The sequence below is a fragment of the Erwinia sp. PsM31 genome (assembly GCF_030433775.1).
GTDB lineage: Bacteria > Pseudomonadota > Gammaproteobacteria > Enterobacterales > Enterobacteriaceae > Erwinia > Erwinia aeris.
In genome coordinates this window covers 75,005-99,749 of the sequence record NZ_JARUWZ010000013.1, presented here as the reverse complement: position 1 = coordinate 99,749, position 24,745 = coordinate 75,005, and the positions used below count along the sequence as shown (strand labels likewise).

Sequence of the window (24,745 nt, the reverse complement as noted above, 5' to 3'; positions counted from 1 at the left end):
CTGACAAAAATTTTTTCCTCGTGCGTTGTGGGCAAAGCAGACCTGACGTCTGTTTCCGCCAACGTCAGTCCAGACATTGGGCCGACGTAGCGCCGTGGCACACATAATCAGGAGGAATATTTGTGAATACGCTGGAATCCGTACCCCCTTTAGTGCCTGAAGGACGTTACGCTTTTTTCTTTGATGTGGACGGCACGCTGGCCGCTATCCAGTCACGCCCGGAAGAGGTTTTTATCCCTGCTGCGGCCAAAGCCGCGCTTTCTCGCCTGGCCGAATTGAGCGACGGCGCGCTGGCGCTGGTTTCCGGCCGTCCGACGCGCGAGCTGGATGCGCTGGTGGCGCCTTTGCGCTTTCCGCTGGCCGGCGTGCACGGCGCGGAGCGTCGCGATGCAGCCGGGCATACCGAGCGGCTTTCCCTGCCGGACGACGTCTCTGCCTCATTGACGTCGCTGCTGAGCGAAGCCGTGGCGAAGATGCCGGATACGCAGCTGGAAACGAAGGGCATGGCATTTGCGCTGCACTACCGCCGCGCACCGCACTATCAGCAGGCTATCCTGACGCTGGCGGAAACGATGACCCAACGCTTTCCCGAGCTGGCGCTACAGCCAGGCAAATGCGTGGTGGAGCTAAAGCCGAAAGGCGTCAGTAAAGGTGCCGCCATTGCCGATTTTATGCAGCAGGCCCCTTTTGCCGGCAGAACGCCGGTATTTTTAGGTGATGATTTGACCGATGAGGCAGGTTTTGAAGCGGTCAATGCCCTGGACGGCATCGCAATCAAGGTAGGTGAAGGTGAGACAAAAGCGGGCTATCGCCTGGCTGACGTCGAGGCCGTTTATCACTGGCTTGAGCAAACATTATTAAAACTAGATCAAGACGATAAGTCATTAAGGAGTCAAGGTTATGAGTCGCTTAGTAGTCGTATCTAACCGCATCGCCGTACCGGATGGGTCAAAAACCAGCGCGGGCGGACTGACCGTTGGCATTATGGATGCGCTGAAAACCACCGGCGGCCTGTGGTTTGGTTGGAATGGGGAAATCAACGAGATCGGCGAAGAAGACAAGGAGATGGATCTGTTTGAAAAAGATAACGTCACCTACGCTTCTTTTGGCCTTAATCAAAACGATTACGACCTTTATTACCTGCAATTTTCCAATGCGGTCGTCTGGCCAGCCTTCCACTACCGCCTTGACCTGGTAAACTTCCAGCGCGAGGCCTGGGATGGCTACTGTCACGTCAACACCATGCTGGCGAAACGCCTGCTGCCGCTGATTGAGCCGGACGACGTGCTGTGGATCCACGATTATCATCTGCTGCCGTTCGCCGCCGCATTGCGCAAGCTGGGCGTGAAAAACCGCATCGGCTTCTTCCTGCATATTCCTTTCCCGACGCCGGAAATCTTCAACGCGCTGCCGCCGCACAATGAGCTGCTGGAGATGATGTGCGATTACGATCTGCTGGGCTTCCAGACAGAGAGCGACCGTATGGCGTTCCTGGAGTCACTGGCGCTGCTGACCAACGTGCAGACCAACGGCAAAACGCACGTGGCGTTCGGCAATCAGTTCTCTACCGAGGTGTATCCAATAGGCATTGAGCCGGACAGCATTAAAGAGATGGCTGAAGGGCCGCTGCCGCCGAAGATGGCCGCGATGAAACGCGACCTCGGCGACGCCAAAAACATTATTGCCTGTGAGCGCCTGGACTACTCGAAAGGGCTGCCGGAGCGTTTCCTTGCCTATGAAGCGCTGCTGGAAAACTTCCCCGAGCATCGTGGGAAAATCCGCTATTCGCAAATTGCGCCAACCTCGCGCGGCGACGTGCAGGCCTATCAGGATATTCGTCATCAGCTGGAAACGGAAGCAGGCCGCATTAACGGTAAATACGGCACGCTGGGCTGGACGCCGCTTTACTACCTGAACCAGCATTTCGATCGCCGCCTGCTGATGAAAATCTTCCGCCTGACCGATATTGGTCTGGTGACGCCGCTGCGTGACGGGATGAACCTGGTGGCAAAAGAGTATGTGGCCGCGCAGAATCCGGAAGATCCTGGCGTACTGGTGCTGTCACGCTTTGCCGGGGCGGCCAACGAGCTGACCTCCGCGCTTATCGTTAACCCTTACGATCGTGATGAAGTGGCTGCCGCGCTGAACCAGGCGTTAACCATGCCGCTGGACGAGCGTATCTCACGCTACAACGACATGATGGACGTGCTGCGTAAGAACGATATTACGCACTGGCGCAAATCCTATCTGAAAGATCTCCAGGCATTGCCGGTACGTAGCCAGGCACAGGGCGGGGCGGATAAAGCGGCGACGCTCTCCGTCTAGCATAAGTCATGCCAGTTAATTTAGGGGCGACCGTGGGTCGCCCTTTTTTTTTAATTTTTTAAGTCCGTATTGCTCAAAAAAGTGCCTTAAAAGGACCACCGGAAAGAAAAAAAAGGAAAAAAATCACTTTTTACTAAAGAAAACAAGGCGCGTGCCGATACCTACTGCCTGAGGTTAAATTTTTGGCACAAACATTCGCGTTGCTAATGTTACCCCTGGTTACATCCGCTGGCACCCGCTAAACACAGGGCTGACGCGGCTTACACTCCCTAAACACTTCCTGTCGTAAACCTGCAATATCTTACTCTGCACGCATCATTGCCCCTGTCGATAGTTACCTTTAGTGATTACGATTTACACATGCTTAACATACAAAAATCAGCACATTCCTCTGCATATTTGTCTTTTATGCGTTTTTACATCCAGTTGTGCGCGTAAACACATCATTCCTCCATTCAATCGACGTAAAAGGAACCATTTTCATCGGTAAATGATCGCGTAGGGTTAAAATTTAACAAAAAAGTCCAAATTTGCTTAGTTAGTGAACTAATCAACAGCGTTTCTGAAGGATAATTTTGTCAAATTACCCCCAAAAGTGTGATCTGGATCACACTTTATCTAAAATTTTAGCTGGCCTCCGTTGTATCCGGAAATTAGAGCAGATAAAGTTGCGTTGTTTTCGGAATAGTCCTAAACCAGAGCAACTTTCAGTCAGGGAGAACGTCAGGGAAGCGGACGAAAACAAGGGAGCAGTAACCGGCAAAATGAGTTAATGACTACTTTCTGCAGGCCGCTTTCAGGGCCGCCTGGAGCTTCGCGAACGTTTGGCTTTTGCCACTTAATTTTTTGCCACAATAAGATTTACCAGCAGCAACAAAGGTAGCGGCGCAATCCGCCAACGTTTAAGTCGTGTCAGTCAGGACGGATAAAAATGGGTACATCAGAATTACTAAAAAACATTTACGATATCAACTTGTCTTATTTATTACTTGCTCAACGCCTTATTAATCAGGAAAAAGCCTCAGCAATGTTTCGTCTGGGCATTGATGAGCAGATGGCCGATGCGCTCGCTCACTTAACGCTGCCAGAAATGGTGAAGCTGGCCGAGACAAATCAGCTGATATGCCAGTTTCGCTTTACCGATCACGTAACGATTAATCGCTTAACTCAGGAATCTCGCGTGGATGATTTGCAGCAAATCCACACCGGCATTTTGTTATCCAGCCGTTTATTGCGTAATGCATCAGCTAAAAATGACGAACTGCCGAAAAAGAGGGCGAGTTAATGAGTGAAAAAAGTATTGTTCAGGAAGCGCGTGATATTCAGCTGGCGATTGAATTAATTACTTTAGGCGCTCGCCTGCAAATGTTAGAAAGCGAAACGCAGCTAAGCCGCGGCCGCTTAATTAAACTTTATAAAGAACTGCGCGGCAGCCCGCCGCCAAAAGGCATGCTGCCTTTTTCTACCGACTGGTTTATGACCTGGGAACAGAACATTCACTCTTCTATGTTCTGTAACGCCTGGCAGTTTTTACTCAAAAGCGGTTTGAGCACCGGTGTGGACGCGGTGATTAAAGCCTACCGTCTCTACCTGGAGCAATGCCCGCAACAGGACGAAGGCCCGCTGTTGGCGCTCACCCGCGCCTGGACCTTAGTCCGGTTTGTTGAGAGCGGCATGCTGGAGCTTTCCGACTGCAAATGCTGCGGCGGAAGCTTTATTAACCACGCGCACCAGCCGGTCGGCAGCTTTGTTTGCAGCCTGTGCCAGCCGCCTTCTCGTGCGGTAAAAAGACGTAAACTTATCGCAGAACCTGCCGATAACATTTCACAACTGCTGGATGAACAGGTAAAACTTGCCGTTTAATGTTCGCCACGTGGAGTGAATCCAGCAGCGGTTAAATACCGCTGCTTTTTTTTTGCCCACGCGACGGAATAAACCTGACCTAATCCGGTTCATCTTTAACCCACACGTCGCCAGACGTAAGGATTTATTGTGTTAGTTATTTTGGGGTATATCCTGGTTCTCGGGTCGGTGTTGGGCGGCTACGCAATGGTAGGCGGACATCTGGGCGCGCTTTATCAACCTTCCGAGCTGTTAATTATCGGCGGAGCGGGCATTGGCGCATTTTTAGCGGGCAATAACGGCAAGGCAATTAAAGCAACGTTAAAAGCGATGCCGCTGCTGATGAAAGGCTCGAAATACAATAAAGCGGTTTATATGGATCTGATGGCGTTACTTTATCGCCTGATGGCCAAATCGCGCCAGCAGGGGATGCTCTCGCTGGAAGCCGATATTGAAAGTCCGCAGGAAAGTGAAATTTTTGCTAATTACCCGCGCATCCTTGCCGATAAAAGACTGGTGGACTTTATCACCGATTATCTGCGACTGATGGTGAGCGGCAATATGAACGCATTTGAAATCGAAGCCCTGATGGATGAAGAGATTGAAACCTACGAACACGAATGTGACGTACCGGCTACGGCTATCGGTACGGTAGGCGACTCTTTACCCGCGTTTGGTATCGTGGCGGCGGTGATGGGCGTGGTGCACACCCTGGCGTCGGCAGATCGTCCGCCAGCCGAGTTGGGCGAGCTGATCGCTCACGCGATGGTCGGTACCTTCCTGGGTATTTTGCTGGCGTACGGGTTTATTTCCCCGCTGGCCGGACTGCTGCGTCAGAAATGTGCTGAAACCACCAAGATGATGCAGTGTATCAAGGTCACGCTGCTTTCCAGCCTGAATGGCTATGCGCCGCAGATCGCCGTTGAGTTTGGCCGTAAAACGCTGTACTCCACCGAGCGGCCATCCTTCTCTGAGCTGGAAGAGCACGTTCGTAACGCGAAATCGCCGGCGAAAGGTCAGGACGCATGAAGAACGACAATCACCCGATTATCCTGGTTAAGAAGAAAAAGCATTCCGCGCACGCGGGCGGCCACGGCTCCTGGAAGATTGCCTATGCCGACTTTATGACCGCGATGATGGCCTTTTTCATGGTGATGTGGCTGATTGCGATCGCCAAGCCTCAGGAATTAGCGGGGATTGCCGATTACTTTAAGACGCCGCTGCGGGTGGCTATCACCGGCGGCACCAAAACCAGCGAAAGCACCAGCGTTATTCCTGGCGGCGGTATGGATCCCAGCCAGCAGAAAGGCGAAGTGCACAAGGTTATCGATATGGACGCGGAGAAACGCAAGCTGGACGATATCCGCTTAAACCGTCTGCGCGAAAAGCTGGATCAGCTGATTGAAGCCGATCCGCGTCTGAAGGCGCTGCGCCCGCACCTGATTATCAACATGGTGGAAGAGGGCCTGCGTATTCAGATTATCGACAGCCAGAATCGACCGATGTTTAAAACCGGCAGCGCGGACGTCGAGCCTTATATGCGCGATATCCTGCGGGCCATTGCGCCGATCCTGAACGATATTCCGAACAGGATCAGCCTGGCAGGCCATACGGACGATATTCAGTACGCTAACGGCCTGCGCGGCTACAGCAACTGGGAACTGTCGGCCGACCGGGCCAACGCCTCGCGGCGGGAGCTGATTATCGGCGGGCTGGCCAGCGACAAAATGCTGCGCGTGGTGGGCATGGCCGACACCATGAAGCTGAAGAACCGTGGCGGCGACGCCGCCGTCAACCGCCGTATCAGCCTGCTGGTGCTGAACCATGACACCGAAGCGCAGATTGAGAAAGAGAACTCGGAAAGCGACGCGGTACAGATCAGCGACAGCGAGCCGGCAGCATTACAGCAAATCGTGGCACCGTCCGTTCCGGGCGATGCCGCAAAAAAACCAAACCCGGCCGAGCCGCCAGGCGAACAGGCAGCACCAACTTTAACACCAGCATCGCCTGTGCCAGCGGCCCAGACCGATCGCGACTCACAGCAGAGGTGATACCGTGAGCATGGATATCAGCGATTTTTATCAGACGTTTTTCGATGAGGCTGACGAATTGTTAGCCGACATGGAACAACACCTGTTGGGGTTAGACCCGCAGGAACCGGATGCGGAGCAGCTTAACGCTATTTTCCGTGCGGCCCACTCCATTAAAGGCGGCGCGGGCACCTTTGGTTTTACTGTATTACAGGAAACCACGCACATCCTGGAGAACATTCTTGACGGTGCGCGACGCGGCGAAATGCAGCTAAGCACGCCTATCATCAACCTGTTTTTGGAAACCAAAGATATTATGCAGGAACAGCTGGATGCCTATAAAACCGCGACCGAGCCGGACGCTGCAACCTTTGAATATATCTGTCAGGCGCTGCGTCAGCTGGCGCTGGAAGCCAAAGGCGAAAGCGCGCCCGTAGCCGTAGCGGCGCCGGCCGCGTCTGCCGCTGCTCCGGCTCCGGCCGGCCTGCGGATGGCGCTGGTGAACCTGAAACCCACTGAAATCCCGCTGATGCTGGAAGAGCTGGGCAATCTGGGCACCGTCTCCGACGTGATCAAAGGCGAAACCTCGGTAGAGGTCACGCTGGATTCCTCGGTCGGTCAGGACGATATCGTCGCCGTGCTTTGCTTTGTGATTGAAGAATCGCAGATCAAATTCCTGGATGCTTCGTCGGCTCCTGCCGTGACAGAAACCGCGCCGGCTGCCGTGGAAGAAGCGCCTGCGCCAGCTCCTCAGCCCGTTGCGGTAGCGGAAGCGGCGGCTCCGGCCAAACGTGAAGCGGCCAAAAAACCGGCGGCGGCCAAAGCCAGCGAATCCACCAGCATCCGCGTAGCGGTTGAAAAGGTCGATCAGCTGATTAACCTGGTCGGCGAACTGGTGATCACGCAGTCCATGCTGGCCCAGCGTTCCAACGAGCTGGATCCGGTAGCGCATGGCGACCTGCTGAACAGCATGGGCCAGCTGGAGCGTAACGCCCGTGACCTGCAGGAATCGGTGATGTCCATCCGTATGATGCCGATGGAATATGTCTTCAGCCGCTTCCCACGCCTGGTGCGCGATCTGGCCAGCAAGCTGGGTAAAGAAGTTGAACTGACGCTGTTGGGCAGCTCCACCGAGCTGGACAAGAGCCTGATCGAACGCATTATCGACCCGTTAACGCACCTGGTGCGTAACAGTCTGGATCACGGCATCGAATCGCCGGAAAAACGCGTGGCGGCCGGGAAATCGGGCGTCGGCAACCTGACGCTCTCTGCAGAGCACCAGGGCGGCAATATCTGTATCGAAGTGATCGATGACGGCGCCGGTCTGAACCGCGAACGTATCCTGGCGAAAGCGCTTTCTTCCGGCCTGCCGGTGAGCGACGCGATGAGCGATGAAGAAGTAGGCATGTTGATTTTCGCGCCGGGCTTCTCCACCGCCGAGCAGGTTACCGACGTCTCCGGGCGTGGCGTGGGCATGGACGTGGTGAAACGTAACATCCAGGAGATGGGCGGCCACGTAGAAATTGCCTCTAAGCAGGGCAAGGGCACGACCATTCGTATCCTGCTGCCGCTGACGCTGGCGATCCTGGACGGCATGTCCGTTCGCGTCGCTGACGAAGTCTTTATTCTGCCGCTGAACGCGGTAATGGAATCTCTGCAGCCGCTGGCTGACGATCTGCACCCGCTGGCCGGTGGCGAGCGCGTGCTGGAAGTCCGTGGCGAATACCTGCCGCTGGTTGAGCTGTGGAATGTCTTTGATGTGCAGGGCGCGAAAACCGAGGCGACTCAGGGCATCGTGGTGATCCTGCAAAGCGCGGGCAAACGCTATGCGCTGCTGGTGGACCAGCTGATTGGCCAGCACCAGGTGGTGGTCAAAAACCTTGAAAGCAACTATCGCAAAGTACCGGGCATTTCGGCAGCGACCATCCTGGGTGATGGCAGCGTGGCGCTGATTGTCGACGTGTCGGCTCTGCAGTCTCTCAACCGTGAAAAGCGTGTGGCGGGAGCCGCAGCCTGACTTTAACCGATTAAGGGTAGAACTATGACTGGAATGGCAACTGTCACTAAACTCGCTGGCGAAACCGTAGGCCAGGAGTTCCTGGTATTTACGCTGGGTGACGAAGAATACGGCATTGATATTTTGAAAGTGCAGGAGATCCGTGGTTACGATCAGGTAACCCGCATCGCCAACACGCCTGCTTTTATTAAAGGCGTCACTAATTTGCGCGGCGTTATCGTGCCTATTATCGACCTGCGTATTAAATTCGCGCAGCCGGATGTGGTTTATAACGATAATACCGTGGTGATCGTACTGAATCTTGAGCAGCGCGTGGTTGGTATCGTGGTTGACGGCGTGTCCGACGTGCTGTCGCTGACCACCGATCAGATCCGTCCTTCGCCAGAGTTTGCGGTCACCATGTCGACCGAATACCTGACCGGCCTGGGCGCGCTGGGCGAACGCATGCTGATTTTGGTCGACATCGAGAAGCTGTTGAACAGCGAAGAGATGGCGCTGATGGATACGCTGCGCAGCGCGTAATTGCCGCCTTAAATAAAGTATCAGGCACCCTGTTGGTATTATGCTGGCAGGGTGTTTTTTATGGTTTGAATAAAGTCTTGCGGCTGGATAATTAATTTAGTTATTAAAGTATCACTTCAGTAAATCTGTTTCGGGCGCACATAAAGTTCCATTAATTTACGCCGATATATTCGGTGTTGATTCATTTTACTTCTACCAAGGGTACCCTATGTTTAAACGCATTAAGGTCGTCACCAGCCTGCTGTTAGTGCTGCTGGTATTCGGCTCACTCCAATTGTTGGCGGGCGGATTATTTATTAACGCGCTGACCAGCGATAAAACTAACTTTTCTATTGCTCAGAACTCCAGTGAGAACGTCGCCGCTTTTACTGACGCCTGGGTTGCGCTAAATCAGACCCGTATTAGCATTAACCGCGGCATGTTGCGCCTGCAAAGCGAAACGGCCAACAGCATTAACAGCGCCTCGCTGACCGATATCAGCAACCAGAGCAAATCGCTGCTGGCTGATGCTGATAAATCTTATGCGCGCTACCAGGGCATTCCCAATACCAAAGGGATGGATCCGCTGATCACCGAAGCGTTAGAAAAAAATTACGAAACCTATTCCAAAGCGCTGGGCCAGATGGTGACGCTGATGGAAAACAGGCAGCTGGCCGAGATGTTCAAGATGAATATCGAGCAGAAGCAGAACGATATGCAGGATGCCTACCAGGCCTGGCGTAACGCGCAGAACGTGCTGACCACGAAAGGCGTGGCGGATAACGAAAGCGCCTATACCAAAATGCTGTGGGTGATTGGCACGGTCATGGCGCTGGTTGTCGCGCTGATCGCGCTGTGCTGGGTCGGTCTGCGTTCCGTGCTGATCAAGCCGCTGCAGGAAAATATCGCACACATCAGCCATATCGCCGGCGGCGACCTGACCCACACGATTGAAGTGGAAGGCCGTAACGAAATGGCGCAGCTGGCCAACAGCCTGAAAGAGATGCAGCAGGCGCTGGTGCGTACCGTCAGCGACGTGCGCGACGGCTCCGACGCTATCTATACCGGCGCAAGCGAAATCGCGGCGGGCAACAACGATCTTTCTGCCCGTACCGAGCAGCAGGCCGCCTCGCTGGAAGAAACCGCCGCGAGCATGGAGCAGCTGACCGCTACCGTGAAGCAGAACGCCGAAAACGCCCGTCAGGCTTCGCAGCTGGCGCTGAGTGCGTCGGAAACGGCGCAGAAGGGCGGCAAGGTGGTGGACGGCGTGGTGAAAACCATGAGCGACATCGCGGGCAGCTCGAAGAAGATCGCCGATATTACCAGCGTGATCGACGGCATCGCCTTCCAGACCAATATTCTGGCGCTGAACGCCGCGGTAGAGGCAGCGCGTGCCGGCGAACAGGGCCGTGGCTTTGCGGTCGTGGCCGGTGAAGTCCGTAACCTGGCGCAGCGCAGCGCGCAGGCCGCCAAAGAAATCAAAGGTCTGATTGAAGATTCTGTGGCGCGCGTGGACAGCGGTTCCGTTTTGGTGGGCACCGCCGGTGAAACCATGAACGATATCGTCAACGCCGTTACCCGCGTGACCGACATCATGGGTGAAATCGCCTCTGCTTCCGACGAGCAGAGCCGCGGTATCGACCAGGTTGGCACCGCCGTAACCGAGATGGATCGCGTGACGCAGCAGAACGCCTCGCTGGTGGAAGAGTCCGCCACGGCCGCCGCAGCGCTGGAAGATCAGGCCAGCCGTCTGACTCAGGCCGTTGCCGTGTTCCGCGTACGCAAAGAACAGGCCGCTCGTGCCGCTGCACCTGCGCCGCGTACGCTGAAGCCCGCGCTGCGTAAAGCCGCCGTGCCAGGCGCTGAAGAAGGCAACTGGGAAACGTTTTAAGTAAAGAGCACAAGCGCTTAATCCTTAACAGCATGTTAATCAGCCCGCTCCGGCACCGTGCCCGAGCGGGCTTCTTTTTAGCCGTCGCGAGGCGGGTAGAAGGAAGCCGTCGCCACAAGCCACCTTTCTGGCTGCCGATACCGGCAGGAAATCGTGCCTGGCAGAGGTTTTCCAAAACAATTAACCAGCCGTTCTGCATGAACCAGACACATCGGCACAGCCCTGTAGTGCTTTCCGGAAAGCGCCCTACAGCTCAATAAAGATCCCCCCGCGTCTGCCGATAACTAAAACAAATAGCCCCCAACTGAGGTAGTTATGTTCAAGAGTATAAAAGTAGTGACCGGCCTGGTGAGCGTGCTGGTGTTGTTTGCTGTATTGCAGCTGGGGACCGGCGGTTTGTTCTTCAAAGCCGTGCACAGCGACAAACAGAATTTTGAATTAAGTCAGCAGATGCGCATCCTGCAACAGTCCATGGGCAACTCATGGGTGTCGCTGGTGCAGGCACGCAACACGCTGAACCGCGCCGGTATTCGTTACCTGCAGGATGTCAGCAAATCGGGCGCGGGCACCTCTGCCACCGATCTGATGACGCAGGCAAAGGCCGACCTGGCCGCTGCCGATAAATCCCTGGCGGTGTTCAACGCCACGCTGACCGAAGACGGGAAAAAAGCGGAGGACGTGCAGACGCTGCTGGCTAACTACAAGCAGTTCCACACCGCGCTTTCCGAGCTGATTGTGATGATGGAAACCGGCCGTTTTGACGACTTCGTCGCGCAGCCGACCCAAAGCTATCAGGAACAGTTCCAGCAGGCTTATAACCACTGGCTGGAAGTGGTTAATCAGCTGACGGCGCAGGGTATTAAAACCAATGAAGACGCTTACCACCAGACTATCTGGCTGCTGCTGGGCGTGCTGCTGGTTTCCGCTGCGGTCATCGCGCTGGCGTGGAGCGGCATCCGTAAACTGCTGCTGCTGCCGCTGAACAGCAATATCGAGCACATTCGTCACATCGCCAGCGGCGACCTGACGCAGACCATTGAAGTGGAAGGCCGTAGCGAAATGACTCTGCTGGCGGAAAGCCTGCGCGATATGCAGCAGTCGCTGGTGCGTACCGTCAGCGACGTGCGCGACGGCTCCGACGCTATCTATACCGGCGCAAGCGAAATTTCTGCGGGCAACAACGATCTCTCTTCGCGTACCGAGCAGCAGGCCGCCTCGCTGGAAGAAACCGCCGCGAGCATGGAGCAGCTGACCGCTACCGTGAAGCAGAACGCCGAGAACGCCCGTCAGGCTTCGCAGCTGGCGCTGAGCGCGTCGGAAACGGCGCAGAAGGGCGGCAAGGTGGTGGACGGCGTGGTGAAAACCATGAGTGACATCGCGGGCAGCTCGAAGAAAATCGCCGATATTACCAGCGTGATCGACGGCATCGCTTTCCAGACCAATATCCTGGCGCTGAACGCCGCGGTAGAGGCAGCGCGTGCCGGTGAGCAGGGCCGTGGCTTTGCGGTCGTGGCCGGTGAAGTCCGTAACCTGGCGCAGCGCAGCGCGCAGGCCGCCAAAGAAATCAAAGGTCTGATTGAAGATTCCGTGGCGCGTGTCGATACCGGATCGCAGCTGGTGGAAAGCGCGGGTGAAACGATGGCGGATATTGTGAACGCCGTTACCCGCGTAACCGACATCATGGGCGAAATCGCTTCCGCATCGGGCGAGCAGAGTCGCGGTATCGATCAGGTCGGCATCGCCGTAACCGAGATGGATCGCGTGACGCAGCAGAACGCCTCGCTGGTTGAGGAATCTGCCGCCGCCGCCGCCGCGCTGGAAGTGCAGGCCAGCCGTCTGACCCAGGCCGTCGCCGTGTTCCGCATTCGTAAGGACAGCGTCGTGCAGGCTACCAGCAAGCCGATGGCCGTTGCCGCCGCGCCGAAGAAAGCGCAGGCCGCCCCGGTTTCCAACGATAACTGGGAAACGTTCTAATCCCTGAACCCCGCGCCGCCGTCTGTGGAGGGCGGCGCGAGGCTGGTTATTAAGACGGCAGGCAGTAAAAAATAAGGCTTTAACGCAATTTGGCCTCAGGAAGATCGAATTGCTGCCGATAAACAGTTAAGCAATCTGAATTTGTAGTTAGCCAGTGTCATAGCCACCGGACGATGCAAAGCAGAGCAACAGAACGCCGCGCTGGTAGTGGAAGCGGCAGCAGCCCAGGCACGCTCGGGTTGGTTCAGGAGAAGGCAAACCGCCTCGGATACTGACCCACAGGGAACACACTGTTTTAACCCCTTAATCTGTACTTTGCAGGGTGGATCTGGATGAAAAAATCGACGTTGGTAGCACCGCCGGAGAACGCAACGCTGTTGTCACAGATGGTACAGCGCCTGCCGTTATCCGATGCGCACTTTAAGCGCATCAGCCAGCTTATTTATCAGCGGGCCGGCATTGTTCTCGCCGACCATAAGCGCGAGATGGTTTATAACCGCCTGGTGCGCCGGTTACGGACGTTAGGCATCGACGATTTTGGTCGTTACCTGGCGCTGCTGGAGAGTGATTCCGGCAGTGCAGAGTGGCAGGCCTTTATCAACTCGCTGACCACTAACCTGACGGCGTTCTTTCGCGAGGCGCATCACTTTCCGATTCTGGCCGATCACGCCAAGCGGCGCGGCGGCAGTTTCAACGTCTGGTGCGCGGCGGCGTCGACGGGCGAGGAGCCTTACTCCATCGCCATGACGCTGGCGGAAACGTTAGGCGCAGGCAAGTTCCAGGTTCACGCCAGCGATATCGATACCCAGGTGCTGGAAAAAGCGCTGTCGGGCGTCTATCGCCAGGAAGAGCTGCGCACGCTGTCGCCTCAGCAGCTGCAACGCTTCTTCTTTCGCGGTACCGGCCCGCACGCTGGCATGGTGCGCGTTCGGCCTGAACTGGCTAACACCATTACATTTTCCCAGCTCAACCTGCTGGGCAACGAGTGGGCCGTTCCCGGCCCGTTCGACGCGATTTTTTGCCGCAACGTAATGATCTATTTCGACAAAGAGACGCAGGAAAAGATCCTGCGGCGTTTTGTCCCGATGCTGAAACCTGGCGGCATTCTTTTTGCCGGACACTCTGAAAACTTCAGCCAGATCAGCAAAGAGTTTTACCTGCGAGGCCAGACGGTTTACGGGCTGACTAAGGAAAGATAATGGGCAAAATCAAAGTGTTATGTGTTGATGACTCTTCGCTGATGCGTCAGTTGATGACGGAGATTATTAACAGTCATTCGGACATGGAGATGGTGGCGACGGCGCCCGATCCGTTGGTGGCTCGCGATTTAATTAAAGAATTCAATCCCGACGTGCTGACGCTGGACGTGGAAATGCCGCGCATGGACGGACTGGATTTTCTGGAAAAGCTGATGCGCCTGCGGCCGATGCCGGTGGTGATGGTCTCTTCGCTGACCGGCCAGGGTTCCGAAGTGACGCTGCGCGCGCTGGAGCTGGGCGCGGTGGATTTTGTCACCAAGCCGTCGTTGGGTATCCGCGAAGGCATGCTGGCCTACAGCCAGATGATTGCCGATAAGGTGCGCGCCGCTTCAAGGGCGAAGCTGCACGTGCGTCGGTCGCAGCCAGCGCCGGTGATGCTGAAAGCCGGGCCAATGCTGAGCAGTGAAAAGCTGATCGCAATCGGCGCCTCTACGGGCGGTACGGAAGCGATCAGGCATGTGTTGCAGCCGCTGCCGGCCACCAGTCCGGCGCTGATGATTACGCAGCATATGCCGCCAGGCTTTACCCGCTCTTTTGCCGAACGGCTGAACAAGCTGTGTCAGATCACGGTAAAAGAGGCAGAAGACGGCGAGCGCGTGCTGCCGGGCCATGCCTATATCGCGCCGGGCGCGATGCACATGGAGCTGGCACGCAGCGGCGCAAACTATCAGGTGAAACTGCACGACGGCCCGCCGGTCAATCGGCATAAGCCTTCGGTAGACGTGTTATTTAAATCAGTCGCGCAGTATGCCGGTCGCAACGCCGTTGGCGTGATCCTGACCGGAATGGGCAACGACGGCGCCGCAGGCCTGCTGACCATGAACAAAGCAGGCGCGTGGACCATCGCCCAGAACGAAGCGAGCTGTGTCGTATTTGGTATGCCCCGCGAAGCAATTGCGCTCGGGGGCGCCAGTGAAGTGGTGGATCTCCACCAAATCAGCCAGCACATGCTGGCAAAAATTAGCGCCGGACAGGCATTACGTATCTAACGCAGCGCCCGTCCCGCGGGGCTACACAAACAGGAGTAATTATGGCTGACAAAAATATGCGGTTTCTGGTGGTCGACGATTTCAACACGATGCGTCGTATCGTCCGTAACCTGCTGAAAGAGCTCGGCTTCAATAACGTTGAAGAAGCAGAAGACGGCGTTGACGCGCTGGCTAAGCTGCGTGCCGGCGGCTTTGACTTCGTGATTTCTGACTGGAACATGCCGAACATGGACGGTCTGCAGCTGCTGCAAACCATTCGTGCAGACGGCACGCTCGGCAAGCTGCCGGTGCTGATGGTCACGGCCGAAGCCAAAAAAGAGAACATTATTGCGGCTGCTCAGGCGGGTGCCAGCGGCTATGTCGTTAAACCTTTTACCGCAGCGACCCTTGAAGAGAAGTTAGGCAAGATCTTCGAAAAGCTGGGTATGTAAGGAGCCGAGATGAGCGAACTTCCGAAACCAAGTGTCGACGCGGCTTCCGCGAACGACATTATCTCCCGAATTGGTTCGTTGACGCGGATGCTGCGCGACAGCCTGCGTGAGCTGGGACTGGATCAGGCCATTGCTGAAGCGGCGGAAGCCATTCCCGACGCCCGCGATCGCCTGGACTACGTAGTGCAAATGACCGCTCAGGCGGCTGAACGCGCGCTGAACTGTGTGGAAGCCGCGCAGCCACGTCAGACAGAGATGGAGAATGGAGCTAAAGCGCTGAAAGGCCGTTGGGATGAGTGGTTTGAGAATCCTATCGAACTGGCAGATGCCCGCTCGCTGGTTTCGGATACCCGTGGTTATCTGGAATCGGTGCCGCAGCATACGAGCTTCACCAACGCGCAGCTGATGGAAATCATGATGGCGCAGGATTTCCAGGATCTGACCGGTCAGGTCATCAAGCGCATGATGGATGTGATCCAGGAAATCGAGCGTCAGCTGTTGATGGTGCTGTTGGAAAACATGCCGGAACAGCCTGCCCGTCCGAAGAAAGATGCGGACAGCCTGAAAAACGGCCCGCAGATTAACGGTGAAGCGCCCGGCGTGGTGGCTAACCAGGATCAGGTCGACGACCTGCTCGACAGCCTCGGGTTTTAAGCTTGTCCTTCCGCTCAGGGCCGATCCTTATCGGCCCTTTTTTGCTATTACCTGAATAACCCCCTTTTTACGCGTTTACTCGCGGCATCATCCCTGCGCCTTTTTGGCATCCTAACCGCATTCATTCCGTACTCCAGAAATTCCCTGAGGATAGCCTGTGTCTGGTGACAGCGAAGAGGAAAAGACCGAATCCGCAACCCCCCACCGACTTGAAAAAGCACGAGAAGAAGGGCAGGTTCCGCGCTCGCGCGAGCTGACCTCGGTGCTGATGCTGGTGGCGGGGTTGGGTATTTTGTGGATGGGCGGCGAAAGCATGGCCCGCAAAATCGGTCAGCTGCTGGCTCAGGGATTAGTGTTCAACCACTCGGTGGTCAGCGATACCAGCCAGATGCTGCACCTGATCGGCAGACTTTTTGTGCAGGCGGTGTATACGCTGCTGCCGATGATGGCGGGGCTGGTGCTGGTAGCGATTGCCGCGCCGATGCTGCTGGGCGGCGTGCTGATCAGCGGCAAAGCGATTAAGTTCGACGTTGGCAAGATGAATCCAATTAAAGGCTTAGCCAAGCTGGTCTCCGCGCAGACCGCGACGGAACTGGTGAAATCGATTCTGAAAGCGGTGCTGGTCGGCTGCGTGACCTGGCTGTATGTCAGCCATAACTGGCCGGAAATGATGCGCCTGATCAGCGAATCGCCCTATACCGCGCTGGCCAGCTCGCTGAACATGATTGCCATGTGCTGCGTGCTGGTGGTGCTGGGCCTGTCGCCGATGGTGGGATTTGACGTTTTCTGGCAGTTGTACAGCTACTACAAAGGGCTGCGCATGACTCGCCAGGAAATCCGTGACGAATATAAACAGCAGGAAGGCGATCCGCACGTTAAGGGGCGTATTCGTCAGCAGATGCGCGCGGCGGCCCGTCGACGCATGATGGCGGATGTACCGAAAGCGGACGTTATCGTGACCAACCCGACGCACTATTCCGTCGCCTTGCAGTATGACGAACGGAAAATGAGCGCGCCGAAAGTGGTGGCGAAAGGCGCAGGCGAAGTGGCGCTGCGTATTCGCGAATTAGGTAAAGAACACCGTATTCCTGTCCTGGAGGCGCCGCCGCTGGCGCGCGCGCTCTATCGACACAGTGAAATTGGTCAGCATATTCCCGGTACGTTATATGCGGCTGTTGCAGAAGTGTTGGCCTGGGTCTGGCAGCTCCGTCGCTGGAAGCTGGAAGGCGGCCTGGCCCCGAAAAAACCTGCTAATTTACCGGTGCCGGAAGCGCTGGACTTTGGCTCTGGAGAGAAAGACTGATGGCGAATCTGGCCACATTGTTGCGCTTACCGAATATGAAAGATACCCAATGGCAGATTATGGCCGGGCCGGTATTGATTATGATGATCCTGGCGATGATGGTGCTGCCGTTGCCGCCGTTCATCCTCGATCTGCTGTTCACCTTTAATATCGCGCTGTCGATAATGGTGCTGCTGGTAGCGATGTTTACCCAGAAAACGCTGGAGTTCGCTGCGTTTCCGACCATTCTGCTTTTCTCCACCCTGTTGCGCCTGGCGCTGAACGTCGCCTCAACCCGTATCATCCTGATGGAAGGGCATACGGGCGCGGCGGCGGCCGGACAGGTGGTTGAGGCCTTCGGGCACTTTCTGGTGGGCGGCAACTTCGCCATCGGTATCGTGGTCTTTATCATCCTCGTTATCATCAACTTTATGGTTATCACCAAGGGTGCTGGCCGTATCGCCGAAGTGGGCGCGCGCTTTGTGCTGGACGGGATGCCCGGTAAGCAGATGGCGATCGACGCCGACCTGAACGCCGGCCTGATTGGTGAAGACGAAGCGAAAAAACGCCGTGCGGAAGTCACCCAGGAAGCGGACTTCTACGGGTCAATGGACGGTGCGAGTAAGTTCGTTCGCGGCGACGCCGTCGCAGGCATTATGATCATGGTCATCAACGTTATCGGCGGTCTGCTGGTGGGCGTGGTGCAGCATGGTATGGATATGGGGCACGCAGGCGAAACCTATACGCTGCTGACCATCGGTGACGGTCTGGTTGCTCAGATCCCGGCGCTGGTTATCTCAACCGCAGCCGGCGTTATCGTGACCCGCGTGGCGACCGATCAGGACGTTGGCGAACAGATGGTTACCCAGCTGTTCAAAAATCCACGCGTGATGATGCTGAGCGCAGGCGTGCTGGGTTTACTGGGTCTGATCCCGGGAATGCCGAACCTGGTGTTCCTGCTGTTTACCGCCGCGCTGCTGGGCCTTGCGTGGTATATGCGCGGTCAGGAGACCAAACCGAAAGCCATGCCGCAGAGCAGCATGGTGAAAAGCGCGGAAACGCCGGTGAATGTAGAAGCGTCCTGGACCGATGTGCAGCTGGAAGACACGCTGGGCATGGAAGTCGGCTATCGACTGATCCCCATGGTGGACAATACGCAGGATGGCGAGTTGCTGGGTCGTATCCGCAGCATTCGTAAGAAATTCGCGCAGGAGATGGGCTTTCTGCCGCCGGTGGTGCATATCCGCGACAATATGGAGCTGCCGCCAGCGCGCTACCGTATTCTGATGAAGGGCGTAGAAATCGGCAGCGGCGACGCCTATCCGGGCCGCTGGATGGCGATCAACCCCGGCACCGCCGCAGGCACGCTGCCGGGCGAAGTGACGGTGGATCCAGCCTTTGGTCTGGCCGCTATCTGGATCGACAGCGCGCTGAAAGAGCAGGCGCAGATCCAGGGTTATACCGTAGTGGAAGCGAGTACCGTAGTCGCTACGCACCTGAACCATTTGATTGGCCAGTACGCCAGCGAGCTGTTTGGCCGTCAGGAAGCGCAGCAGCTGCTGGATCGCGTTACCCAGGATATGCCGAAGCTGACGGAAGATTTAATCCCTGGCGTGATTACGCTGACCACGCTGCATAAGGTGTTGCAGAATTTGCTGTCGGAGCGCGTTTCCATCCGCGATATGCGCACCATTATTGAAACGCTGGCGGAGCACGCGACCGTGCAGACCGATCCGCACGAGCTGACTTCCGTAGTGCGCGTGGCGCTGGGCCGGGCGATTACCCAGCAGTGGTATCCGGGCAACGGCGAAGTGCAGGTTATCGGACTGGATACCACGCTGGAACGTCTGCTGCTGCAGGCGTTGCAGGGCGGCGGCGGTCTGGAGCCGGGCCTGGCAGATCGTTTGCTGGCGCAGGCGCAGGGCGCGCTGGCGCATCAGGAGTCGCTGGGCGCGCCGCCGGTGCTGTTGGTTAACCATCCGTTGCGCGCGCTGCTGGCCCGCTTCCTGCGTCGCAACCTGCCGCAGCTGATGGTGATTTCTAACCTGGAGCTGACCGATAATCGTCAGATCCGCATGACGTCGACTATCGGTGGTCATTGATGAAAAAGGCGCTGCTGTTTTTGTGCTGTCTGCCACAGCTGGCGTTGGCTGCCGGCGGCGCCTGGCACGCCTCCGCGCCGGGGCCGGGATTGCTGAATCGCGGGATGCAGTTAACGTCGCCCGCGCTGAAGGCGTCGGAGACGGTGACCGGCGCGATAACGGAGATCAGCTGGCGCTATGAGCTGACCGGCCCAATGCCTTCCGGTTTTGCCGCCTGGCTTTGTGCCGAAAGGCGTTGCGTGCCGCTTGACGGCGCGAGCGGCGCGACGCGAGGGTTAACCAATATTCATGCCGGAGAAACGCTGCACTTTGTCTATGGCGTGCAGGGACAAGGTCGGCTGCCTCAGACGCTGCGCGTGCTGAGTAATGAAGTGATGGTGAATTACCGGTAGCCTGGCGGGCAAAGCCAGGCAGTGCAGGGCAAAAGCAGGCAGTGCAGAAAGGGGCGAAGCGATTCGCCCCTTTTTTGCGTTCTGAAGCGTGGGAAAAAGTCGTTGTGATATGGGCGACGGGCAGCAAGGGACAGTCTGGCAGTGGCGTTGCGGTGAGCATGGCTGTGAGATTGGTGACGGGTTAGGGAAGTCGTTGCGGCATGGGTGGCAGGTTACAGAAGTCGCTGCGGGGTGAATGGCAAGCAGCAAGGGACGGTGCGGAACACGGACACGCCGTAAATCCGTCCGTGGAGGCTCGGTTGGCGCGTCCCTGCGCCAAACGGTCCGCTTATCCGCACTGTCCCTTACCGCGGTCAGGCAGCGGCGTGGCGGTAAGAATGGTGTGGGTTTGGCGACGGGTTACGCAAGTCTGCGGAAGAAAATCGCTGCGGCATGGAGGCAGGTTACAGAAGTCGCTTTGGTAAAAGTTGGCTGTGGTAAAAGGTCGCTGCGGCATGGGTAGCAGGCAGCAAGGGTCGGTGCGGAACACGGACGCGCCGTAAATCCATCCGTGGAGGCTCGGTTGGCGCTTCCCTGCGCCAAACGGTCCGCTTATCCGCACTGCCCCTTACTGCGGTCTGGCAGCGGTGTGGCGGTAAGAACGGCGGTGAGATCGGCAATAGGTTGCAAAGGCGGGATTGGCGATAAGTTACGTAAGTCTGCGGGAAAAGGTCGTTGCGATTAGAGGCAGGTTACAGAAGTCGCTGCGGGGTGAATGGCAGGCAGTAAGGGGCGGGTTACAAAGGTCGCTGTGGAGCAGGCGAGAAGGGCGATAGGTTGCAAAGGTCGCTGCGGCACTGAAGAAAAGCAAAAGGACAGACCGCTGCGGATTGAATGCGGCCTGTCTTTCCCGGTGAATTTAGCGAACCTGGACTAAACCGTTCCAGGTTTCCATATAGCGCGGGGCTTTCAGCTCGTCCACCTGATAATTGACCAGATCGAACAGCAGATCGTTGAGCGTCAGTCTGGCTTCCGCATCAATCTGGTTGTGAATTAATAGCCGGGTTAAAGCCTGGCAATATTGGGTGACTCTTTCCGGTTCCGCAATAAAAGTGACAGGATGAAAAGCCGTAATATTCGACGCCGTTAGCTGTGGAAGGCGCTCGTCAGGCACCGGTTCTTCATAAGTCGTCGCCAGCTGTTCAAGGCTGGCGGCCATTTTTTTATAAAGAGAAAGACGCTCCATATCATTATCCGTTTCCATTAAGGCGGCAACCAGACGCTCGTTATATTCCGCCAGATCGATAAAGTCCATTCCCGCAGGTAGCGAGGAAAAATTTGTAAACTCAGGGCGAGTTTGGGTACACTGTTTTACAGCCATGATGTTAGTCCTCATAACATTGTGGTCAGAGGCTCGTCAGTGTTCCACCACTGGCGGGCTTCGCTATTTCTGCTTCGCTTCAGGCGTCGCCCATCAACTCTATGCTTTTTCTTTACGCCGTCAATACTCCATGGATCGTTTTCTTTCAAAGGATTATGCCTTTATTTAGTTATGGAAAGCTGCTCGTAAAATAAGATGAAAATAAACAGGTGTTGCTTGTTTTTTGTGAGGCAGGCCGCAAGCAAGGGGCGTGAGATCGCACGGCTATTTATTGTCTGCAAAGAACTCAGCATTAATCCTGTTTAACTTCCGATAATTAAATAACAATGCGGTCAGAAGGTGGGGGACGAAAGTAGCTCGGGAGTATTATTATATAACGGTGTTATTTTCAAATATTTTGTGCAGTTCCTGATAAACAGGATGAATCAGTCCGCTTATCCGCATGGCCTCTTACTGCGGTCAGGCAGCGGCGTGGCGGTAAGGATGGTGCGGGATTGGCGATGGGTTACGCAAGTCTGCGGAAAAGGTCGTTGCGGCATGGGCGGCAGGTTACAGAAGTCATTGTAGGGCAGGCGACGGCATCAGGGAGCGGTTTGTCATAACAGACAAAACGTAAATAGTGCAATAAGGTGAACTTAATCATTTTTTTGCGGCGCAATGTGTGATGAAAATACGTTGCCCGCTTTTCAGGAAGAGGGGGGAATAACGGCGGGTATTCCACTCATTATGCTACTTATTTTCGAAAAGGATAGAGCGTATAAGGGGCAGTCCGCTTCAGCTAAACCAGAATAATTTTGGCATATCCTGGTGGCTAAATCACCTAATCAGGCCACCCGGAACCGCACAGATTTGTATAAGGATAATGCACATGGCATGGATTTATCAGCAATCTACGGGAAATCTTTATCACGATAGCGAGTATATCGACCGTGGTTATTCAGGTATGCTGACCAATAAGAATAATCCCGACCGACAGCAGGTAAGAGGAATGGGGCCGATCCCGCGTGGTAAATGGCGTATCACGCAGCGTACCCACACAAAAGGGCCAATGACGATCGTGCTCAGGCAAATCACTGGTGAAACCTTTGGGCGCACGGAGTTTCGTATTCATGGCGAACGTATAGGCAAACCAGCAGGCTTTGCTTCCCAGGGATGTATTATCCTGAGGTCTGCGACCCGGGATCGTATCTGGTCTTCCCATGACAGAGAGCTGGAGGTAATAAGATGAGAAATTTATCTTTCTTGTTGATGACGTTATGTCTGTTTTCCACTTCCGCAGCCTGTAGCTCAGTGATGGTCGAAGAAAACTGGGGGCAATTTATTAGTAATATTGCAAAAGGGAATAGCCAGACGATTGCGGTATTACCTGGAAAAATAAAAGCGATAAGTCATTCAATTACCGACCCACAGGCTATTGAGCTCGTTGAGGCAATAAGTTTTGCATTGATCAATAAGCCGTTGGCAACGCTTCAGGCAACGGAAGAAATAGGGACATCCGCTGATACGCTTGTTCAGCGATTTGATTCCGGCAGCATTTGCTCTGTACCTGCCATCCTGTCTTACACGAAATCTTCTGTGCTGAAATATTACGCTCTGGCAACGGAAGCGCTTAAAAAAGCAGGTAAACCAGCCGCAGAGTGCCTGAATATTATGCAGGCAGCTATGGCGGAAATTCAGCAGGAGGATGAGCGAGGCGAGATGAAATGGGGAAATAAAAGCTTTAATCCGGTACGGGCTCCCGGGTAAATTTTCCAGGCAGAATAAAACAGACTAAATCTTTAGCGATAAAAAGGGACGAAAGCTCGTCCCTTTGCGGATCGCCTGTTACATTCTTTCGACGGTTTCGATACCCAGCGTATCCAGACCCTGCTTCAGGGTTCTCGCGGTCAGCAGCGCCAGCTTCAGGCGGCTCTGCTTCGTCGCTTCGTCTTCGGCAGACAGGATCGGGCAGTGCTCGTAGAAACCAGAGAACAGACCGGCCAGATCGTAGAGGTAAGCACACATCACGTGCGGCGTGCCGTCGCGCGCGACCTGGGTGATGGTTTCTTCAAATTGCAGCAGGCGTACGGCCAGCGCCGCTTCGCGATCTTCAGCAATCACGGTTTTGCCCGTGACGGCGGATTCTTCAATGCCCGCCTTGCGGAACACGGAAAGCACACGCGTATAGGCATACTGCATATACGGCGCGGTGTTGCCTTCAAAGGCCAGCATGTTGTCCCAGTCAAACACATAATCCGTGGTGCGGCTTTTAGAAAGATCCGCATATTTGACCGCGCCGATACCCACCGTGTTGGCAAGCTTCGCCAGTTCGTCGGCTGGCATATCCGGGTTTTTCTCGCTAACCAGCTTCGTGGCGCGCTCGACCGCTTCGTCCAGCAGATCGGAAAGCTTGATGGTGCCGCCCGCGCGGGTTTTAAACGGCTTGCCGTCCTTGCCCAGCATCATGCCAAACGCATGGTGTTCTAAAGGCACGGACGTCGGCACGTAACCGGCTTTACGCACGATGGTCCACGCCTGCTGTAGATGCTGGTGCTGACGTGAATCGATATAGTAGAGCACGCGATCGGCATGAAGCGTTTCATAACGGTATTTCGCGCAGGCGATATCGGTGGTGGTATAAAGATAGCCGCCATCCTTTTTCTGGATGATAACGCCCATCGGCTCGCCATCTTTATTTTTGTACTCGTCCAGGAAAACCACGGTAGCGCCTTCGCTTTCTACCGCCAGGCCTTTGGCTTTCAGATCGGCAACGATGCCCGGCAGCATATCGTTGTACAGGCTTTCGCCCATGACGTCTTTGCGGCTCAGCGTCACGTTCATGCGGTCGTAGACTTTCTGGTTCTGCGACATGGTGATGTCCACCAGACGCTTCCACATTTTACGGCAGTATTCATCGCCGCCCTGAAGTTTTACCACGTAGCCGCGCGCGCGTTCGGCAAAAGCCGGATCTTCGTCATAGGTACGCTTGGCTTCGCGGTAGAAGGCTTCCAGATCGGATAAAGCGATCTCTTCATGGGCTTCGTTCTGCTGTTTTTCCAGGTAAGCGATCAGCATCCCGAACTGCGTGCCCCAGTCGCCCACATGGTTGGCGCGGATCACGTTGTGGCCCAGGAAGGAGAGCGTGCGCACCGCCGCATCACCAATGATGGTGGAGCGAACGTGACCAACGTGCATCTCTTTGGCGACGTTAGGCGCAGAGTAGTCGATAACGATAGTCTGCGGTTCGACCGGCGACACGCCCAGGCGCGGCGCGTCGACAACGCGGTCTACCTGGGCGGCAAGCCAGCCGGCGTCAAGAAACAGATTGATAAAACCTGGTCCGGCGATTTCAACCTTGCTGGCGATCCCCTGTAGATCGAGATGGGTCAGCACCTCTTCAGCAAGCTGGCGCGGCGCCTTGCCCAGTTTTTTCGCAACGGCCATAATACCGTTTGCCTGGTAATCGCCGAACTGTGCCTTAGCGGACTGACGCACCTGCGGCTCGCAGTCGGCCGGAGCCCCTGCCGCGATCATCGCCTGACTGACTTTATCTGAGAGAAGAGCCTGAATATTCACCGGATTACCTTTATATGCAAAAACGCCTGCGCGCTGAGGCCAGGCCGTCATACTAAACGGAGTCGGACAGCAGAGTGGCTGTTCGCTACCGCTAAAAAAGAAGGGAAAAAGTATACTGCATTTAGGCTGTAGTTATCCAGG

Annotated in this window: 21 protein-coding genes; 19 read left to right on the top strand and 2 right to left on the bottom strand. The window is 55.7% G+C overall.

Annotated features, from left to right (window positions below; all coding sequences use genetic code 11):
- Nucleotides 1–122: 122 nt before the first annotated feature.
- The 17 genes from otsB (at nucleotide 123) to flhE (ending at nucleotide 19,689) form a co-directional block, all read left to right on the top strand.
- Nucleotides 123–926 (top strand): trehalose-phosphatase, encoded by an 804-nt coding sequence (gene otsB, locus QCD69_RS12410; protein ID WP_253460640.1) that lies wholly within the window; start codon nucleotides 123–125, stop codon nucleotides 924–926.
- Nucleotides 901–2,325 carry an alpha,alpha-trehalose-phosphate synthase gene (gene otsA / locus QCD69_RS12405; protein ID WP_253460644.1) on the top strand — a complete coding sequence of 475 codons (1,425 nt, stop codon included), beginning with the start codon at nucleotides 901–903 and terminating at the stop codon, nucleotides 2,323–2,325. The genes otsB and otsA overlap by 26 nt, the downstream gene beginning before the upstream one ends.
- A gap of 931 nt (nucleotides 2,326–3,256) precedes the next feature.
- Nucleotides 3,257–3,610 (top strand): flagellar transcriptional regulator FlhD, encoded by a 354-nt coding sequence (flhD, locus tag QCD69_RS12400; RefSeq protein ID WP_253460647.1) that lies wholly within the window; start codon nucleotides 3,257–3,259, stop codon nucleotides 3,608–3,610.
- Nucleotides 3,610–4,188 (top strand): flagellar transcriptional regulator FlhC, encoded by a 579-nt coding sequence (flhC, locus tag QCD69_RS12395; protein ID WP_125287944.1) that lies wholly within the window; start codon nucleotides 3,610–3,612, stop codon nucleotides 4,186–4,188. The genes flhD and flhC overlap by 1 nt, the downstream gene beginning before the upstream one ends.
- Nucleotides 4,189–4,317: 129 nt before the next feature.
- Nucleotides 4,318–5,196: a flagellar motor stator protein MotA gene (motA, locus tag QCD69_RS12390; protein WP_125287943.1), complete on the top strand. Its 879-nt coding sequence runs from the start codon at nucleotides 4,318–4,320 to the stop codon at nucleotides 5,194–5,196.
- A complete protein-coding gene (motB, locus tag QCD69_RS12385; RefSeq protein ID WP_253460650.1) occupies nucleotides 5,193–6,218 on the top strand; it encodes a flagellar motor protein MotB in 1,026 nt (341 codons plus the stop codon). The genes motA and motB overlap by 4 nt, the downstream gene beginning before the upstream one ends.
- Nucleotides 6,219–6,228: 10 nt before the next feature.
- On the top strand, nucleotides 6,229–8,214 hold the full coding sequence (gene cheA / locus QCD69_RS12380) for a chemotaxis protein CheA (protein ID WP_301252255.1): 1,986 nt from the start codon (nucleotides 6,229–6,231) through the stop codon (nucleotides 8,212–8,214).
- 24 nt (nucleotides 8,215–8,238) lie between these two features.
- Nucleotides 8,239–8,736, top strand: a complete 498-nt coding sequence (cheW, locus tag QCD69_RS12375) for a chemotaxis protein CheW (RefSeq protein ID WP_125287941.1) — start codon at nucleotides 8,239–8,241, stop codon at nucleotides 8,734–8,736.
- 208 nt (nucleotides 8,737–8,944) lie between these two features.
- Nucleotides 8,945–10,606: a methyl-accepting chemotaxis protein gene (locus tag QCD69_RS12370; RefSeq protein WP_301252238.1), complete on the top strand. Its 1,662-nt coding sequence runs from the start codon at nucleotides 8,945–8,947 to the stop codon at nucleotides 10,604–10,606.
- A gap of 315 nt (nucleotides 10,607–10,921) precedes the next feature.
- Complete coding sequence (locus QCD69_RS12365; RefSeq protein ID WP_253460655.1) at nucleotides 10,922–12,580, top strand: methyl-accepting chemotaxis protein; 1,659 nt, start codon at nucleotides 10,922–10,924, stop codon at nucleotides 12,578–12,580.
- Between the two features lie 332 nt (nucleotides 12,581–12,912).
- The gene (gene cheR, locus QCD69_RS12360; RefSeq protein WP_301252236.1) at nucleotides 12,913–13,779 is read left to right on the top strand and encodes a protein-glutamate O-methyltransferase CheR; all 867 of its coding nucleotides are present in this window, start codon (nucleotides 12,913–12,915) and stop codon (nucleotides 13,777–13,779) included.
- Nucleotides 13,779–14,828, top strand: a complete 1,050-nt coding sequence (locus tag QCD69_RS12355) for a protein-glutamate methylesterase/protein-glutamine glutaminase (protein ID WP_253460662.1) — start codon at nucleotides 13,779–13,781, stop codon at nucleotides 14,826–14,828. The genes cheR and QCD69_RS12355 overlap by 1 nt, the downstream gene beginning before the upstream one ends.
- Nucleotides 14,829–14,869: 41 nt before the next feature.
- A complete protein-coding gene (cheY, locus tag QCD69_RS12350) occupies nucleotides 14,870–15,259 on the top strand; it encodes a chemotaxis response regulator CheY (RefSeq protein WP_034935773.1) in 390 nt (129 codons plus the stop codon).
- 9 nt (nucleotides 15,260–15,268) lie between these two features.
- Nucleotides 15,269–15,913, top strand: coding sequence for a protein phosphatase CheZ (gene cheZ / locus QCD69_RS12345; RefSeq protein WP_125287937.1), 645 nt, complete (start codon nucleotides 15,269–15,271; stop codon nucleotides 15,911–15,913).
- Nucleotides 15,914–16,070: 157 nt separating this feature from the next.
- Entirely contained in the window at nucleotides 16,071–17,216 is a 1,146-nt protein-coding gene (gene flhB / locus QCD69_RS12340) for a flagellar biosynthesis protein FlhB (protein WP_253460665.1), read from the top strand.
- A complete protein-coding gene (gene flhA / locus QCD69_RS12335; RefSeq protein ID WP_253460668.1) occupies nucleotides 17,216–19,297 on the top strand; it encodes a flagellar biosynthesis protein FlhA in 2,082 nt (693 codons plus the stop codon). The genes flhB and flhA overlap by 1 nt, the downstream gene beginning before the upstream one ends.
- The gene (gene flhE / locus QCD69_RS12330; protein ID WP_301252233.1) at nucleotides 19,297–19,689 is read left to right on the top strand and encodes a flagellar protein FlhE; all 393 of its coding nucleotides are present in this window, start codon (nucleotides 19,297–19,299) and stop codon (nucleotides 19,687–19,689) included. The genes flhA and flhE overlap by 1 nt, the downstream gene beginning before the upstream one ends.
- Nucleotides 19,690–20,587: 898 nt before the next feature.
- On the opposite strand, the gene QCD69_RS12325 is transcribed toward flhE, so the two are convergent.
- A complete protein-coding gene (locus QCD69_RS12325) occupies nucleotides 20,588–21,049 on the bottom strand; it encodes a hypothetical protein (RefSeq protein WP_301252231.1) in 462 nt (153 codons plus the stop codon).
- Between the two features lie 868 nt (nucleotides 21,050–21,917).
- Between QCD69_RS12325 and QCD69_RS12320 the strand changes: the two genes are divergently transcribed.
- Nucleotides 21,918–22,277, top strand: coding sequence for a tlde1 domain-containing protein (locus QCD69_RS12320; protein ID WP_253460676.1), 360 nt, complete (start codon nucleotides 21,918–21,920; stop codon nucleotides 22,275–22,277).
- Nucleotides 22,274–22,795, top strand: coding sequence for a hypothetical protein (locus tag QCD69_RS12315; RefSeq protein WP_301252229.1), 522 nt, complete (start codon nucleotides 22,274–22,276; stop codon nucleotides 22,793–22,795). Before QCD69_RS12320 ends, QCD69_RS12315 begins: the two co-directional genes overlap by 4 nt.
- Nucleotides 22,796–22,873: 78 nt before the next feature.
- On the opposite strand, the gene argS is transcribed toward QCD69_RS12315, so the two are convergent.
- On the bottom strand, nucleotides 22,874–24,604 hold the full coding sequence (gene argS, locus QCD69_RS12310) for an arginine--tRNA ligase (protein ID WP_301252227.1): 1,731 nt from the start codon (nucleotides 24,602–24,604) through the stop codon (nucleotides 22,874–22,876).
- Between the last annotated feature and the right edge of the window lie 141 nt (nucleotides 24,605–24,745).

Bases quoted from the DNA above. Each gene is read 5' to 3' on its own strand.
- QCD69_RS12320 (WP_253460676.1), top strand. From the start codon at position 21,918: ATGGCATGGATTTATCAGCAATCTACGGGAAATCTTTATCACGATAGC.
- cheZ (WP_125287937.1), top strand. From the start codon at position 15,269: ATGAGCGAACTTCCGAAACCAAGTGTCGACGCGGCTTCCGCGAACGAC.
- QCD69_RS12365 (WP_253460655.1), top strand. From the start codon at position 10,922: ATGTTCAAGAGTATAAAAGTAGTGACCGGCCTGGTGAGCGTGCTGGTG.
- QCD69_RS12370 (WP_301252238.1), top strand. From the start codon at position 8,945: ATGTTTAAACGCATTAAGGTCGTCACCAGCCTGCTGTTAGTGCTGCTG.
- flhE (WP_301252233.1), top strand. From the start codon at position 19,297: ATGAAAAAGGCGCTGCTGTTTTTGTGCTGTCTGCCACAGCTGGCGTTG.
- flhD (WP_253460647.1), top strand. From the start codon at position 3,257: ATGGGTACATCAGAATTACTAAAAAACATTTACGATATCAACTTGTCT.
- cheY (WP_034935773.1), top strand. From the start codon at position 14,870: ATGGCTGACAAAAATATGCGGTTTCTGGTGGTCGACGATTTCAACACG.
- QCD69_RS12355 (WP_253460662.1), top strand. From the start codon at position 13,779: ATGGGCAAAATCAAAGTGTTATGTGTTGATGACTCTTCGCTGATGCGT.
- otsA (WP_253460644.1), top strand. From the start codon at position 901: ATGAGTCGCTTAGTAGTCGTATCTAACCGCATCGCCGTACCGGATGGG.
- cheR (WP_301252236.1), top strand. From the start codon at position 12,913: ATGAAAAAATCGACGTTGGTAGCACCGCCGGAGAACGCAACGCTGTTG.
- cheW (WP_125287941.1), top strand. From the start codon at position 8,239: ATGACTGGAATGGCAACTGTCACTAAACTCGCTGGCGAAACCGTAGGC.
- QCD69_RS12315 (WP_301252229.1), top strand. From the start codon at position 22,274: ATGAGAAATTTATCTTTCTTGTTGATGACGTTATGTCTGTTTTCCACT.
- flhC (WP_125287944.1), top strand. From the start codon at position 3,610: ATGAGTGAAAAAAGTATTGTTCAGGAAGCGCGTGATATTCAGCTGGCG.
- QCD69_RS12325 (WP_301252231.1), bottom strand. From the start codon at position 21,049: ATGGCTGTAAAACAGTGTACCCAAACTCGCCCTGAGTTTACAAATTTT.
- flhA (WP_253460668.1), top strand. From the start codon at position 17,216: ATGGCGAATCTGGCCACATTGTTGCGCTTACCGAATATGAAAGATACC.
- motB (WP_253460650.1), top strand. From the start codon at position 5,193: ATGAAGAACGACAATCACCCGATTATCCTGGTTAAGAAGAAAAAGCAT.
- cheA (WP_301252255.1), top strand. From the start codon at position 6,229: ATGGATATCAGCGATTTTTATCAGACGTTTTTCGATGAGGCTGACGAA.